We start from the raw sequence: 14,758 nt of genomic DNA on the forward strand, positions 1-14,758 counted from the left end.
CCTACCGGAATTCCGGGATGTTGCTTTTTCTTATTGCGGCGCATACTCAACATGCATGCCCAGCAAATGGATTCTGTTTGTTCTGATTGTGTGGCTCGCTGCCTGCGCCCACCGCGAAGAGGCCAAACAGCAGAAGGACGATCTGCCAGTGGTGGCTGCGGTGCAAGCCACACGCCAGTCTATTGATCGTACGCTCCAGCTTGTCGCAGAGTTCCGGCCTTATCGTGAAATCGACCTGATGGCGAAGGTCTCAGGTTACGTCAAGCAGATCAATGTCGACATGGGGGACCGGGTCCAGGTTGGACAGGTGCTTGCGACGCTGGAGATTCCGGAAATGGCGGACGATCTCAATCGCGCCAATGCCTCCATTCGACGTTCCGATGCGGAGGTGGCGCGCGCCCGCCAAGAAGTGAAGCGCGCCGAGACGGCTCGCGAACTGGCCCAGTTGCAGGCGGATCGATTATCGAACGTGGCAAAGTTGCGTCCTGGCCTGTTGGCGCAGCAGGAGATTGACGCGGCGAGGTCGCGTGCGCTGGAGGCGGCTGCGCAATGGTCTGGAGCGAGTTCTGCGCTGATCGCAGCCGAGCAAGGGGTTCAGGTGATGCGGGCCGAAGAGCAACGCGTGACCACTCTGTTGAATTACACGCGCGTGACGGCTCCCTTCGCAGGTGTGGTGACGCGCCGCTTTGCTGAAGTCGGTTCGATGGTGCAGGCCGGGACGGCATCGCAGACGAATGTTCTGCCGGTGGTTCGTCTCTCGCAGGACAGTGTGTTGCGGTTGTACCTGCCGATTCCAGAGTCTGTGGTGCCGCTGGTGCGGGTTGGGTTTCCGGTGCAAATTTCCGTGCCGACTTTGGATCGCGAGATCAACGCAAAGATTGCGCGCTATAGCAGTGAGCTGCAGCTTTCGACGCGCACGATGACGGCGCAGGTGGATGTGGAGAATCCAAGTTTTCTGATCAAGCCGGGGATGTTCGCTGAGGTGACGATTCGTCTGGAATCGAAGCCCAATGCCATCGTAGTCCCACTGTTGGCCTTGGATGGTACGGGAGAAACACGGCAGGCAATGCGGATCTCGCCAGAGGGCCTACTGAAGAGCGAGACGTTGCGTATCGGTCCTGAAACCTCGGAGGTGGCAGAGATCCTCGGTGGAGTGCAGGAAGGCGACCTGTTTGTTTTGAGCGGCCGTGCCCAGTTGAAGCCGGGTACAGTTGTGAAGCCTCGAGTTACGGGAGCAGTGAAGTAAATGTCACGATTTGCGATCCGAACTCCTTACTTCATCGTTGTCATCTGTTTGGCGATCTGCGTACTGGGTGCCTCCGCGGTGGTGCGGATGCCGGTGGATCTCTTTCCCGCGATGAACATTCCCGTCGTGGTCGTGGCCACGTTCTACACCGGCATGTCGCCGGACCAGATTGAGACTTCGATCACCGCTCGCTATGAGCGCTTCTTTACACTGGCGCCGAACATCGATCACATCGAGTCCCGCTCGCTCACCGGAGTGAGCCTGATCAAGATCTACTTCCAAGCCGGCTCGAATGCCGATGCCGCGGTGGGCGCGATCTCGAACCTGGCGATGGCGAATATCCGGCGCCTGCCGGTTGGAACTTTGCCGCCGATTGTATTGAAGTTCGATGCCTCCAGTTTGCCGGTGTGCCTGGTGACCTTCGAGGGCGAGGGGTTGGACGATACCCGGCTGCGCGATCTGGCGAACAATGTCGTACGAGCGCAGATTGCCAGCGTTCCCGGGGCGAGTATTCCGCAGCCTTTTGGCGGGCCCTTCCGCCAGATTATGGTCTACGCCGATCCGAATCGCCTTGAGGGCTATCAGATGTCGCTGATGGATCTGGTGCGTGGAATCAATTCCTCGAATCTGATTCTGCCTGCGGGGTCTGTGAAGATCGGGCCACGCGATTACAACGTCCTTTCGAATTCCCTTCTCGAAACCACTACGGAGATTGATGCCGTGCCGGTGAAGGCCGTGAATGGGTCGATCGTTCGTGTGAGCGATGTGGCGACAACGGAGGATTCGCACACGATCCAGACGAACGTCGTTCGGATTAACGGGCAGAAGTCGGTCTATCTGCCGATCCTCAAACAGGGCGGAGATACCAACACGATTGCGGTTGTGGACGGGATCAAGCAGGGCATCAAGCACATTGTGGATGTACCTCATCAGTTGAAGAACAAGGTGGTGTTCGATCAGTCCGAGTTTGTGAAAACGGCGATTGAGACGCTGATCCATGAAGGTGCGATCGGGTTGTTTCTGACCTCGGCAATGATTCTGATTTTCCTCGGGAGCTTCCGGGCGACGGTGGCTGTCTGTTTCTCGATTCCGATTTCGGTGCTGGCCGCGTTTCTGTTGTTGAAGGGCTTTGGCGCCAGCATCAACTCAATGGTGTTGGGCGGCTTTGCTCTCGCCTTCTCCCGCTTGATCGACAACTCGGTGGTGGTGCTCGAAAACATTTACCGCCATCTGGAGATGGGTACGGACCCGGTGCAGGCCGCTGAGATTGGCGGAAAGGAAGTTGCCTTGCCTGTGTTATCGGCAACTTTGACAACGGCGGTTGTGTTTTTCCCGGTCACCTTTCTGTATGGGGTGAGCCAGTTCCTTTTCTCGGCCTTGGCACTGGCGGTGGTATTGTCGCTGGCGGCGTCTTACTTTGTCGCGATGACGGTGGTTCCGCTGTTCTGTGCGCGCTTCATCAAGTCCGCCGGCCATGACGAAGGGGCCAAGGGCTTCTTTGCCAGATTCAACCGCAGCTTCAACAGGAACTTTGACCGGCTGCTGCAAAGCTATGACCGGGCGGCCTCGCGCGCCGCAGATTCGCCCCGGATGGCGCTGGCAATTGCGGGTGTTCTGTTTGTGTTGAGTCTCGGCCTCTATCCGTTGTTGGGCGTGAGCTTCTTTCCGCGTACGGACGCCGGACAGTTTGTGATGAATATCAAGGCGCCCACCGGAACGCGTATTGAATTGACGAACATGCTGTTCGACCGCGTGGATAAGATCGTGCGGCAGGTGGTGCCGCCGGAGGAACTGGAGTTGATCGTCGCCAACATCGGCGTTAATGGCGACATCTCTTCAATCTATTCTCCGAACGCCGCGCCGCATACGGGCTTCATTCAAGTTGCGCTCAAGCAGGAGCACCGGGTGGGGAGTTATGAATACATGGCCCGGATGAAGAAGCGTCTCGATGCGGAGATGCCGGAGTTGAGTGTGTTTTTCCAGTCGGGTGGTCTGGTGGATGCGGTCCTCAATATGGGGATGGCTGCTCCGATCAATGTGCAGGTGTCGGGTTCCAATCTGCGCCGCGACTATGAGGTTGCCCTCGCGCTCGCGGATCGGATTCGCCGCTTACCGAACGTCGCGGATGTGTTTCTGCCACAGGACTTGGACTATCCGGCGTTACGGATGGAGGTCGATCGGACTCGCGCGAGCGAACTGGGCCTGTCCCAGCAGGAAGTGGTGCAGAACGTCATCACCGCGTTGAGCTCCAACCAGATGATTGCACCAAGTTTCTGGGTGGATCCGCGAACCGGACAGGACTACTTACTCACCGTACAGTATCCGGAGAAGCAGATCGCAAATCTACAGGATATGAAAGCGATTACCCTGCGGGGGCCACACAGCATCAACCCGGCGCGCCTCGATGCGGTGAGCAAAATCACCAACGTCCAGACCCCGACAGAGGTTGGTCACTACCAGTTGCGGCGGGCCATTGATGTTTATGTCAGGCCGGAGACGGAGGCCTTGGGAGAACTGGCGAATCGCATTGATGCAGTCGTCGCGGAAATGAAAGTTCCGGACGGTGTGAGCGTCGATCTGCGCGGCATGGTGCTGGGCATGCGGCAGAGCTTTCGCAGCTTTGCCTTGGGCTTGATTCTGGCGACTGTGTTGCTCTATCTCATTCTGGTGGCGCAGTTCGCGAGCTTCCTCGATCCGCTTCTGATTCTGCTGGCGGTACCACCTGGAATCTCCGGAGTGTTGCTGACTTTATGGGCGACCAACACGACGCTGAATGTCATGTCGCTGATGGGAATCGTGATGCTGGTTGGCATTGCGGTGTCCAACAGCATTCTGATTGTTGAATTCACGCGGCACTTGATTCACGAAGGGTTGCCAGTCCGGCAGGCTGTTCTGACAGCAGCGAAAGTACGCTTGCGGCCGGTGTTGATGACCTCGCTCGCGACCATCATCGGACTGTTGCCGATGGCGTTGAAGATCGGGCAGGGAAGCGAAGCCTACGCCCCGCTCGCGCGAGCCTTGCTGGGCGGCCTGGCCGTGTCTGTCGTGTTTACAATCTTTGTCGTGCCGGTGGCTTATCTGCTCGCGCATCCTGCGCCGGAGAGTGCGTCATGAGATGGCTGACAGTCCTGTTTCTTGTCCAGCTCTGTATGGGCCAAGAGCTTCAGTTGACGCTCGAAGAGGCGCGCGAGATGGCGCTGAGGAATCATCCGGCCCTGGCCGCCCTCGATGCTTCGGCACAAGCGGCGACAGAGACCAGCAAGCAGATTCGCTCTGCATTGTCGCCGCAGCTTTCGGGGGGCTTGACTGCTTCTGCCGCGGACGATAACAGCCGGCTCGGAATTGGCGGTCTGGTGTCGTCGTTGCTGATTTCGCGTGTCGGAGCTGGCGTGCAGCTCTCGCAACTGCTGAGTGACTTTGGGCGCACCCGCTTGCAAGCCGATGCGGCTTTGACGCGAGCGACGGCCCAGCGCGAAGGAGTGAAGTCGGCACGGCTCCAGATTCTAGCCGCGGTTGATCGGGGCTATTATTCCTTACTGCGGGCACGGGCCTTGACGCAGGTTGCGGAGCAGACGGTAAAAGCCCGGCAGTTGATTGTCGATCAGGTGTCGGCCCTGGCCCAGAGCCAGTTGCGCTCGCAGCTCGATGTCAGCTTTGCCAAGGTCAATTTGTCCGATGCGCAAATTCTGTTGTCTCGGGCGCAGAATGAGATTGATTCATCGACTGCGGACCTGACGGCTGCGCTGGGAACTCGGGAGCGGCAGACGATTACGATCGACGACCGGCCCTTGAATGAGCAGTTGCCGCCCGACGCCGAAGTGTTGGTTGCGAAGGCGATTGAAGAGCGGCCGGAACTATTGCAGTTCAAGCTTGAGGTGCAGGCGGCAAGTCAGGTTCTGGCTTCAGAAAAGGTACTTAATCGTCCGACTGTTTCCTTGCTGGGTACGGTGGGTGTTTTGCCTTGGTCACAAGGCGCCTATCCGATCCACTATGGTGCCGCGGGGATCAATGTGTCGGTTCCGATCTTCAATGGGCACTTGTTCGAGGCCCGCCAGCGGGAGGCCGTGTTGCGCGTGAGGGCGCTCGAGAAGCAGCGCGAGGATCAAGCGAATCGCATTGCACGCGATGTGCGGACTTACTATCTGAACGCCCGGAATGCTTTTGAGCGTCTGCGGCTGAACAACGAACTGGTGGCGCAGGCGAAGCTCAGCCTGGAGTTGGCGCAGTCGCGCTATGAGTTGGGATTGGGTTCGATTGTGGAATTGAGCCAGGCGCAATTGAGCGAGACGGCGGCAGAAGTCGCCAGCGCCAGTGCGCGGTATGAGTATCAGATTCTGCGGTCGGCTCTGCGTTATCAGATCGGAGAAGGGACCTTGTAGCGATGCCGTTCTGGTCTCGGCAGAACAGGGACGAGATCGTAGTCTATGCGCCACAGGCGCAGGAAGCGCTTCTGGCTGCGTCGCTTGCTCTGCAGATTCGCATCGTTTCGCAATTGCCGGAGAACCCGGATTTCATTGCCGTTCTCAGTCCAGATGCCGCGCTTCGCCCCTCGCTTCCCAGGCATGTGCCGGTGGTGGATGCGGAGGCGCCCGACGTGATCCGGCGCTTGTCCGAGGCGATCCTCTACTTGCGGGCCCGCCGGGCGATCAACGGATGATGCCCTTGCGCACGGCATAGAGGATGAGCTCCGCCATGCTGTGGAGGCCCAGCTTCTGCATGAGGTTGCTCTTGTGCGTGTCGACCGTGTAAACGCTCAGCTCAAGACTGCGCGCGATGTCTTTCACTGTTTTGCCTTCGGCCAGCATCTGCAACACTTCGCGCTCCCGTGCGGTGAGCAATTCGAGGCTGTCGTCGATGCCGCGCTCGCGCATTCCGTTGACGTAGTCTTCCACCAGCAGCCGGCTCACCTCTGGACTGAAGTACGCCTTGCCCGTCGCCACTGCTTCGATGGCGCGGATCAGTTCGGTCTCGACGGTATCCTTGATGAGGTAGCCCTTGGCGCCCGCGCGCAAGGCACGCAAAACATAGCTTTCGTCGCTATGCATGCTGAGAACGATGACGGCTGTTTTGGCGGCGATTTGCCGTGTCGCCTCAATGCCATTTAAGTTTGGCATCGCAATATCAAGTACGACGACATCGGGCGCCAGCCTGTCGACGGCTTCGACCGTTTCCCGTCCGTCCGCTGCTTCGCCGAGCACCTCCATGTCCGATTCGCGCTCGAGCAATGCGCGCAGGCCGCGGCGCAGAATCGCGTGATCGTCCGCGAGAAGAATCCGGATCGGCATCAGGGTAGTTCCGCCATGACGACGGTGCCAACGCCTTCGCTGCTGACGATGCTGAATCTTCCGCCCAGATTTTCTACCCGCTCACTCATCCCGAGAATCCCCATCCCCTTCTCACGATCGACATCAAAGCTCTTTCCATTGTCTTGAATACTGACCAGCAATTTGCCGGCATCGCGATTTGCCCGAATGCGTACCTCGCTTGCTGCGCCATGATTGAGTGCATTATTGAGAGCTTCCTGTACGACGCGGAAGACGCAGATGCGGGTTTCCTCACCCAGGTCTTCGAGATCCTCTTCTGTTTCTACTTCCACCCGGGCGGTGCTCCGGCGTTGCCACTCTTTGGCGAGCCAGCGGAGGGCTGGGGCGAGTCCCAGATCATCGAGCATGCTGGGCCGCAGGGACTGGCTCATCTCGCGTGTGAACTTGAGGGTGCGCTCCGTCAGCCGCTCCAGTTCGCGCACTTCTTCAGAAGCGAGTTCGCGGCTTCCTGGCGGCAGCACCCGGAGGGTCCGTTCCAGGCCAACGCGGACGGCGGAAAGATTCTGTGCCACCTCATCATGCAGCTCCCGGGCGATCCGGCGCCGCTCCTCTTCCTGGACATTCAGCAGACGTCCGGAGAGTTCGCGGGATTCAGCCCGGGCTTGCTCCACCTGACCGAAGCGTTCTGAAGCCTGGCGCTCCAGGCTGACGATCCGCCAATAGACGAGGCAGGCAAGGGCAATTCCGGCGATTAGGAACAAGCCAATGCGGAGCTCCAGGTCACTGCGAACTCCCTCAAACAGATGTTGGATCTCGTCGGCGCTGCTGGCGAGTTGCTCTTCATTCCATGCGCCAATCTGGGCGGCGAGGGCGAGGATCTCACCGCGTTTGGCAGAGCCTTCATCGCGAATAAAGCGGAAGCCATCCATTTTTCTGTGGGCAGCATTCCAGTGCAGAACCGGCTCCATCGTGTGCCAATAGGACTCGTAGCCCTCCACAAATTTCCGATAGAGGGTCGCGTTCTCTTTCAACTCTGTTGCGGCGAGGAGCGAGAGTGCGTGGGTTCGCGTGGCGAGAGCCTTCGTGCGATGCAACAGCGCTGCATTATCATCTGGCTCCAAAAGATAATTTCGCAGGTCGCTTCCGCCATTGACCACATCGCCGCGCAACTCATTTAACAACTGATTGCGCCGGAGGTAACGGGCCCGTACGGTGCGGCTCTGATTGTTTGCTGCTGTCAACTGGGATCGCGCACTCAAGAATGCGATTAGAGGCCACAATAACAGGGCTCCGAAGCCAATCAGGAGAAGCCAACGGCTATCGAGGAGGCGCTGTCCGAATTGTTTGCTCAAGTCCAAGTCCATGGTATACGCTGGAGTAGTTGAAGCAAGTTCTCGCTGGTTTTGTATTTACTCTAGTAGCATTTTCGCCATGTGCAAAATCAATCACGCTTGAGGAAGCGCTTCGTGAAGCGCTGGCCAGTCACCCCTTACTTGCTGTGGGATCGAATCGCATTGAGTCGGCGATGGGGAAGTTGCAGCAGGCCGGAGTACGGCCCAACCCACTGTTGATCTACCAGAGCGAAGACTTTCGCACCTGGGGCACGCCAGGGCATCGCTTCTGGCAGGATGCCGATCATTTCTTCTATCTGCAACAGACCTTCGAGACCGCCTCGAAGCGGGCTCGCAGGCAAGATCTTGCGCTTGCCAATCAACACCGTGCGGAAACAGAACTCACTCTCCAGAAGCAAGTGATTGCGACGAAGGTGCGGGCGGCGTACTGGGATGCTGTGGGGGCGCGGCAACGCGAGTTGATGTACCAGGCGGCGATTGCGGGCTTTGATGAGATTACCGAATTCCACCGGAACCAGGTGCGCGAAGGCGCGATGGCCGAGGCTGACTTGCTGCGGGTGCAACTGGAAGAGCAGAAGCTTCTTCTTCTGGCAAACGGAGCGACGATCGACACGCAGCGGCAACTGATTCGTTTGCAGCGGGAAATGGGACGTGGTGAGATTTCCTTGATCACTCTCGATACGCCGATTGAAACCGGTGTCCGTGGCGTGGAGCAGATGACTGTGTTTTCCGCTTTGGAGCAACGTGCAGAAGCTCTGCTCGCCAAACAGATCATTCAGGTGGCCGGCGCGCAAGTGGGGCTGGAGCAGGCGTTGGCCAAGCCAAACTTCGATGGCGTGGGCGGCTATAAGCGATCGAAGAATTACGACACCATCCTGTGGGGGTTCCAAGTGCCGCTCCCGTTTTTCAATCGCAACGAAGGCAACATTGCCAGTGCGACGGCAGAAGACCGGCTGGCGCGCAATGCGCTCGTGGCAACCGAAGCACTGATTAAAACAGAGTATGAGGGGGCTTTGCGCGAACTGGAGTTGCGCAAGACGCAGCTGGTCCAGATGGTGGAGCCCTTGCGGGGGCGGGCTCGCGAGACGGCAACGATCGCACGATCTGCATACCGGTTGGGGGGAGCGGATCTGCTGCGCCTGCTCGATGCACAACGGCAGGTATTTGAGACCGAGCAACTTTATCTCGATGCCTTGATCGCACTTCGTCAGGCCGAGGCGAACTTACAATCCGTGACCGGAGTTCTACAGTGAAATACGCTAGCGCCCTGCTTCTGCTCTTTGTCTGCGGCTGCTCGAAGGAAGCGCCGAAGCCCGCCGCCGCCGCGCCCTCTTCTTCCGTCGACCTGTCTCCTACAGCGATGAAGAACGCAAGTGTAGAAGTGGTGCCGGCGCGGCTCGTCAAACTGGATCGAGTGATTGAGGCTCCGGGCAAACTCACCTGGAACGAGGATTTGACGGTGTCTGTCGGTGCGATTGCGACGGGCAAGATTGTTCATGTGTATTCCCGTGTTGGAGACACTGTGAAAAATCAGCAGGTTCTCGCCCGCATGCATACGCACGATGTCCACGATACGAAAGCACTCTTGCGCCAGGCCAACGCCGAGAAAGCGAGGGCCTTCAGCGCTCTGGAGCAGGCCAAGCGAAATGAAGATCGCATGCGACGGCTGCTCGAATTGAAATCCATTTCTCAGTCTCAACTGGAACAGGCGACCATCGATCGAAAGTTTGCCGAGGCTGCCTTGCTAAAAGCCCATGCGGACGTGGACAAGGAGATCCAACACCTGGAGGAGACCTTGGAGATCTCGGCGGGCGTGAAAGAGGATGAAGAGCACGATCACAAACACAATGAGGATGAGGAACTGGTTCCGGTGAAGGCCAGCGCCAGCGGTGTGGTGGTGAGCCGCAAGATCAGCCCCGGTGCGGTCGTGAATCTGGGCGACGAGACGTTTACGATTACCGACAACTCCTCGCTCTGGTGCATTGCGAATTTTCCGGAATCGTCTCTGAGCAGTTTGCGGAATGGGATGAATCTCGAGGTAGAAGTCCGCGCCTTTCCGGGCCGCAACTTCCCGGCGCGCATCACGCGGCTGGGCGATACTCTCGATCCCAACACTCGTACCTTGATGGTGCGGGCGGAGATCAAGAGCCAGGGCGTGTTGAAGCCGGAGATGTTGACGATGGTCCGGCTGCGGGTGGCTGGAGTGCCGGCGATCGTCATCCCCGAGTCCGCCGTGCAGAATGTGGAGGGGAAGCAGACCGTTTTTGTGGAAACGGCATCGGGCAAGTTTCTCCCTCGCGTGGTCGAAGTACAGATTCAGGACGGACAGGCGATTGTCGCCACAGGGTTGAAAGAGGGCGAGCGCGTTGCCTCAAACGGCAGCTACTTCCTGAAGAGTCAACTGCTCCGCGAGGCCATCCAGTAGCCGATGCTCTCCGCACTCATTCGGGCTTGTTTCGACAATCGCTGGCTGGTTCTTATCGCGCTGGTTCTCGTGTCGGGTGCGGGACTCTACGTTGTCTCGGACCTGCAAGTCGATGCCTTTCCCGACCTGACGAATAATCAGGTGACGGTCATCACCGAGGCTGGCCCGATGTCGCCGCGCGATGTGGAACAGTTGGTGACCTATCCGATTGAGACCGCCTTGATGGGCGTTCCCAAGATGATGGAACTGCGCTCGATCTCAAAGCTTGGTCTGTCGCTCATTACGGTTGTGATGGATGACAGCGTCGATCGTTACTTTGCGCGGCAGCTCTTGAATGAGCGCTTGCGCGAAGTGCGCTCCCGGCTGCCGCAGGGCGTCGAGCCGGTGCTGGGGCCTGTCGCGACCGCTTTCGGTGAAATTTACCAATACACGATTGAGGGCGGCGATCTGTCGCTGCTGGATCGCAAGACCTTTCAGGATTGGGTGATTCGTCCGCAGTTGCGGACGGTGCCTGGTATTAACGAAGTGAATTCCTGGGGCGGCTATTCAAAGCAATACACGGTGGAGGTGGACCCGCAGGCGCTCGCCCGCTATGGCTTAACCGTGCGCGATGTTCTGTCGCGGCTCTCTTTGAGCAATGCGAATTTTGGCGGTGGCTTCATTGAGCATCAGGCGGAGCAGTACAACGTGCTGGGCATGGGACGTTTTCAATCGCCGTCGGACATTGAGAAGGTGGTCCTGATCGAACGCGGCGGTACGCCGGTGAAGGTCTCCGATGTGGCTGTGATCCGCGTCGAAGGTGCTTTGCGGCAGGGTGCGGTGCTGCGCAATACGCAGGAGACGGTTTGTGGCATGGCGATCATGCTGCGCGGCGAGAATTCACAGGACGTCATCGAAAGAGTGAAGAAGCGTCTGACCGCACTGCCGCTGCCGGCAGGTGTCAAGCTGGTGCCGTTCTACGACCAGAGCGATGTGATCGCGATTACGATCGAGACCGTCAAACGCAATTTGCTCGAGGCCGGGCTGTTGGTCTCCGTCATACTCTTTCTCTTCCTGGGAGATCTGCGCTCGGCGTTGATTGTCGCCTCGGTGATTCCCTTTGCGATGCTGTTCGGCTTTATGGGAATGGCTTTCTGGGGGGTGAGCGCAAACCTGATGAGCCTGGGGGCGATCGACTTTGGAATGATCGTCGATGGCGCCGTAGTGATGATGGAGAACATCATCCGCCGCCTGCATCTCGACCATGGCGCCAGACCCCGGGCCGAGGTGATCCGCGAATCCGCACAGGAAGTCGCGAAGCCCATCCTGTTTGGCGTGCTGATCATCATGGCGGTGTATCTTCCGATTCTCTTTCTCCAGGATCTGGAAGGCCGCATGTTCCGGCCGATGGCGATCTCGGTGGTGTCTGCGCTCTTTGGCTCTTTGCTGCTTGCGCTCTTTGCCGTGCCGGTGTTGGCGAGCCTGCTGTTGGGGAAGAAGGTGGAAGAAAAAGAGCCAGCGTGGTTTCTGGCAATCCAACGGATGTACCGGAGTTCTCTGCGTGGCGCGATTCGCTTCCGGTGGGGCACTGTGGCCCTGGCACTGCTGGTCCTCTCGGGTGCGTTCACAAGCATCGCCTTTCTGGGAAGCGAGTTCATGCCCCGCCTTGATGAGGGCATGATCGTTGTCCAGACCAAGAAACTGCCGGGCATTAGCGTTCCGCTCTCCGTGGACGCCAGCCGGCAGGTGGAGCGCATTCTGCTGAGTTTTCCTGAGGTGGCGAGTGTGACGACGAAGCTGGGGCGTCCGGATGTTGCGACTGAGGCAATGGGTGTCTATGAAGCCGATGTCTATGTGAACCTCAAGGCGGAGAAACGCTGGCTGAAGCCACACGAGCGTGAGCAACTGATCGAAGCCATGGACAAGGCACTCCAGGAGATGCCAGGGATGGAGTTTAACTTCACCATGCCCATGGCGATGCGTTTGGAGGAAACCGTTTCGGGCGTCAAGGCCGATGTCGCGCTCAAGATCTTTGGGGAAGATACCTCGACCCTGGAGCGGCTGGCGGCGCAGGCCGAGAAGGCGCTGACAGGTTTAAACGGCATTGCGGACCTGCAGACTGAAGTGATTACGGGAGTTGCTGAGATGCGTGTGACTCCGGATCGCAATGCACTGGCTCGCTATGGGCTGACGATTGAAGACTTGCAGTCTGCTGTCGATGCCACCAGCGGCGGCATTCCGGTGTCGGAGTTTGTCGAAGGCCAGCGCCGCTTTCCGATCATGTTGCGCTATCCGGCAAATTACCGGGCAGACATCGGAAAGATCGGAGATATTTTTGTGAAAGCCCCCGCAGGGGAACAGGTGTGGCTGCGGGATGTCGCCAAGATTGAGGAGGGCCGCGGGGCGGAGATCATCCAGCGCGAAAACGGTATGAAGCGCATCGTGACCCAGTTCAATGTGCGCGGCCGCGACCTGGGGAGTGTGGTTGCCGATGCACAAGCAAAGTTGAAGCAAGCTGTGCAGTTCCCAGCCGGCTACACGGTGGAGTGGGGCGGACAGTTTGAGAATCAGGCGCGCGCCACACGCCGTCTGGCGCTGGTGCTGCCGCTGTCTGTGCTGCTCATCTTGAGCCTGCTATATGCGACTTTCCGTTCCCTTTCGCAGTCGCTGCTGATTTTTTGTGCGGTGCCTTTCTCTGCAATCGGTGGGATCGGAATGCTGTGGCTGCGGGGGATGAATCTAAACCTTTCCGCGGCGGTCGGCTTCATTGCCCTGTTCGGGGTTGCAGTGCTCAATGGCATCGTGATGGTGACGACGATCAATCAGCTTCGCGACGTCGAAGAGGGTGCGGTACAGCGACTGCGGCCCGTGCTGATGACCGCGCTGGTGGCGGCGTTTGGCTTCCTGCCGATGGCGTTTTCAACGATGCCCGGCTCAGAGGTCCAGCGTCCGTTGGCCTCTGTTGTGGTGGGGGGGCTTTTCAGTGCCACCCTCCTGACGCTCTACCTGCTGCCGGTGCTCTACCAGCTCTTTATTTCCGTGAAAACTCCTGCCCAAGAAGACTGAGGTTTTCGGGAACGCCCTTCGCATTGAGGGAGAAGGTGATCCTCTGATCCGTCAGCGTGTCCCCGTTTCTAATGCGCCAGGTGTCGTAGTGCCAGTGCTCCATTTCGCCTCGGAATCCGGCCCATTCGAGGCCGAGCTTCCCGGCCTGAAAGACGACTTTCGCGTCGCCATAGGCAGGCTCCCGGTAGAGGCCGACGTAGGCGCTTAAGGGGAGACTTGGCCTTGTGTCCTTCTTGCGCGCTTCCAATTGCTCTTGCTTTTCACGCGCCTCTTTCTGTTCATTCCGTTTTACGACGGCGAGCATGTGTGCATTCCAATCGCGGGTTTTCGGCAAGTCGAGATACTCATCGAGCAGCGTATTGGTGAGGGCTTCATTCAGATTGGTGTCATTCTCGTTCGCCAGAATGACGAAGCCGAGTTTGAGCCGGGGCACCATCGTCACCAGTGCGCGAAAGCCACTCAGGCTCCCGGCATGCATCACGAGCATCTCGCCGCGATAGTGATTGATCACCCAACCCATGCCGTAGCTGGTCTGGGTGTACTCGGGCTGCAGTTCCCTGGTGGCCGGAGAGAGACGATTGGCCATGCTGGGCAGATGCGTTTCGCTCAGGTTCTTCTCGCTGACGATCCGCTGGCCCTCGTAGACCCCTCCGGCCAGCTGCATGCGCAGCCAATGGGAGAGGTCACTGGCACTGGATGCGATGCACCCCGCGCCACCGATGTTGTCGTAATTGCCCCAGGTGCCGGTCCTTTCCTTGGAATGCGGCATGGCGCGATCCTTGCTCCGGATGATCTCGTCATAGGCGGTGAGCGAATCGGTCATTTTGAGGGGCGTGAAGATCCGTTCCTTTAAAAACGCGTCCCAACTGCGGCCGCTGGCTCTCCCAAGTGCTTCGCCGGCGCTTGTGAACATCAGATTCTGGTATTGATACAGACTGCGAAAGGGCGCACTCGGCTTGGCAAAGGCCATCCGGCGGATCAGGTCTTCACGGGTGAACCCGGTCCGAATCCAAAGCGTGTCGTGGCGGGGCAGTCCTGTGCGATGTGTCAAGAGGTCGCGAATGGTGACCAGTTGGTCGGCGTGTGGATCGGCCAGACGAAAGAAGTCGAGATGCTGCCGTACGGGATCGTCCCAGGCCATCTTTCCGTCATCGACCAGCATCGCAATCGCCGTTGTGGTGAAGGCTTTTGTGGTCGAGGCGATCTGGAAGAGAGAATGTTCTGTCAGCGGTTCTGGCTTTCCCAGTTCGCGAAGCCCATGTCCGGCGAGATAGAGGGTTTGGTCTCCCTTCACGATTGCGATTCCTACGCCCGGAACTTTCCAGGCCACCCGGGCCTGCTCCACCAGCGTCTGAATGCGGGGAGAATCCGGTTCCGACGACAGCACTAGCACAGGCAGGAAAAAGAAAAGCAGTCGTATCATTCC

10 protein-coding genes are annotated in these 14,758 nt (G+C 58.6%); 7 read left to right on the forward strand and 3 right to left on the reverse strand.

Annotated features, from left to right (window positions below; translation table 11 throughout):
* Positions 1–55: 55 nt before the first annotated feature.
* Genes M017_RS0119465 through M017_RS0119480 form a run of 4 tightly spaced genes read left to right on the forward strand, consistent with a single transcriptional unit; the run spans position 56 to position 5,903 of the window.
* On the forward strand, positions 56–1,246 hold the full coding sequence (locus M017_RS0119465; protein WP_031499829.1) for an efflux RND transporter periplasmic adaptor subunit: 1,191 nt from the start codon (positions 56–58) through the stop codon (positions 1,244–1,246).
* On the forward strand, positions 1,247–4,360 hold the full coding sequence (locus M017_RS0119470) for an efflux RND transporter permease subunit (RefSeq protein ID WP_031499830.1): 3,114 nt from the start codon (positions 1,247–1,249) through the stop codon (positions 4,358–4,360).
* Positions 4,357–5,625, forward strand: coding sequence for a TolC family protein (locus M017_RS0119475; RefSeq protein ID WP_080507952.1), 1,269 nt, complete (start codon positions 4,357–4,359; stop codon positions 5,623–5,625). Before M017_RS0119470 ends, M017_RS0119475 begins: the two co-directional genes overlap by 4 nt.
* Before the next feature lie 2 nt (positions 5,626–5,627).
* Positions 5,628–5,903, forward strand: coding sequence for a hypothetical protein (locus M017_RS0119480; protein WP_031499832.1), 276 nt, complete (start codon positions 5,628–5,630; stop codon positions 5,901–5,903).
* Here the strand turns inward: M017_RS0119480 and M017_RS0119485 are convergent.
* Both M017_RS0119485 and M017_RS0119490 read right to left on the reverse strand, forming a co-directional pair.
* Positions 5,893–6,531, reverse strand: a complete 639-nt coding sequence (locus M017_RS0119485) for a response regulator (RefSeq protein ID WP_031499833.1) — start codon at positions 6,529–6,531, stop codon at positions 5,893–5,895. The genes M017_RS0119480 and M017_RS0119485 overlap by 11 nt on opposite strands.
* Positions 6,531–7,862, reverse strand: a complete 1,332-nt coding sequence (locus M017_RS0119490; protein WP_162179982.1) for a sensor histidine kinase — start codon at positions 7,860–7,862, stop codon at positions 6,531–6,533. Before M017_RS0119490 ends, M017_RS0119485 begins: the two co-directional genes overlap by 1 nt.
* Positions 7,863–7,891: 29 nt before the next feature.
* Between M017_RS0119490 and M017_RS0119495 the strand changes: the two genes are divergently transcribed.
* The 3 genes from M017_RS0119495 to M017_RS0119505 are packed head-to-tail and all read left to right on the forward strand — an operon-like array spanning position 7,892 to position 13,332.
* The gene (locus M017_RS0119495) at positions 7,892–9,115 is read left to right on the forward strand and encodes a TolC family protein (RefSeq protein ID WP_155121503.1); all 1,224 of its coding nucleotides are present in this window, start codon (positions 7,892–7,894) and stop codon (positions 9,113–9,115) included.
* Complete coding sequence (locus M017_RS0119500) at positions 9,112–10,287, forward strand: efflux RND transporter periplasmic adaptor subunit (RefSeq protein ID WP_031499836.1); 1,176 nt, start codon at positions 9,112–9,114, stop codon at positions 10,285–10,287. Before M017_RS0119495 ends, M017_RS0119500 begins: the two co-directional genes overlap by 4 nt.
* Positions 10,288–10,290: 3 nt before the next feature.
* Entirely contained in the window at positions 10,291–13,332 is a 3,042-nt protein-coding gene (locus M017_RS0119505; RefSeq protein ID WP_051670522.1) for an efflux RND transporter permease subunit, read from the forward strand.
* Here the strand turns inward: M017_RS0119505 and M017_RS0119510 are convergent.
* A complete protein-coding gene (locus tag M017_RS0119510) occupies positions 13,298–14,755 on the reverse strand; it encodes a serine hydrolase (RefSeq protein ID WP_080507953.1) in 1,458 nt (485 codons plus the stop codon). The genes M017_RS0119505 and M017_RS0119510 overlap by 35 nt on opposite strands.
* Between the last annotated feature and the right edge of the window lie 3 nt (positions 14,756–14,758).

This window comes from Bryobacter aggregatus MPL3, assembly GCF_000702445.1.
Classification (GTDB): domain Bacteria; phylum Acidobacteriota; class Terriglobia; order Bryobacterales; family Bryobacteraceae; genus Bryobacter; species Bryobacter aggregatus.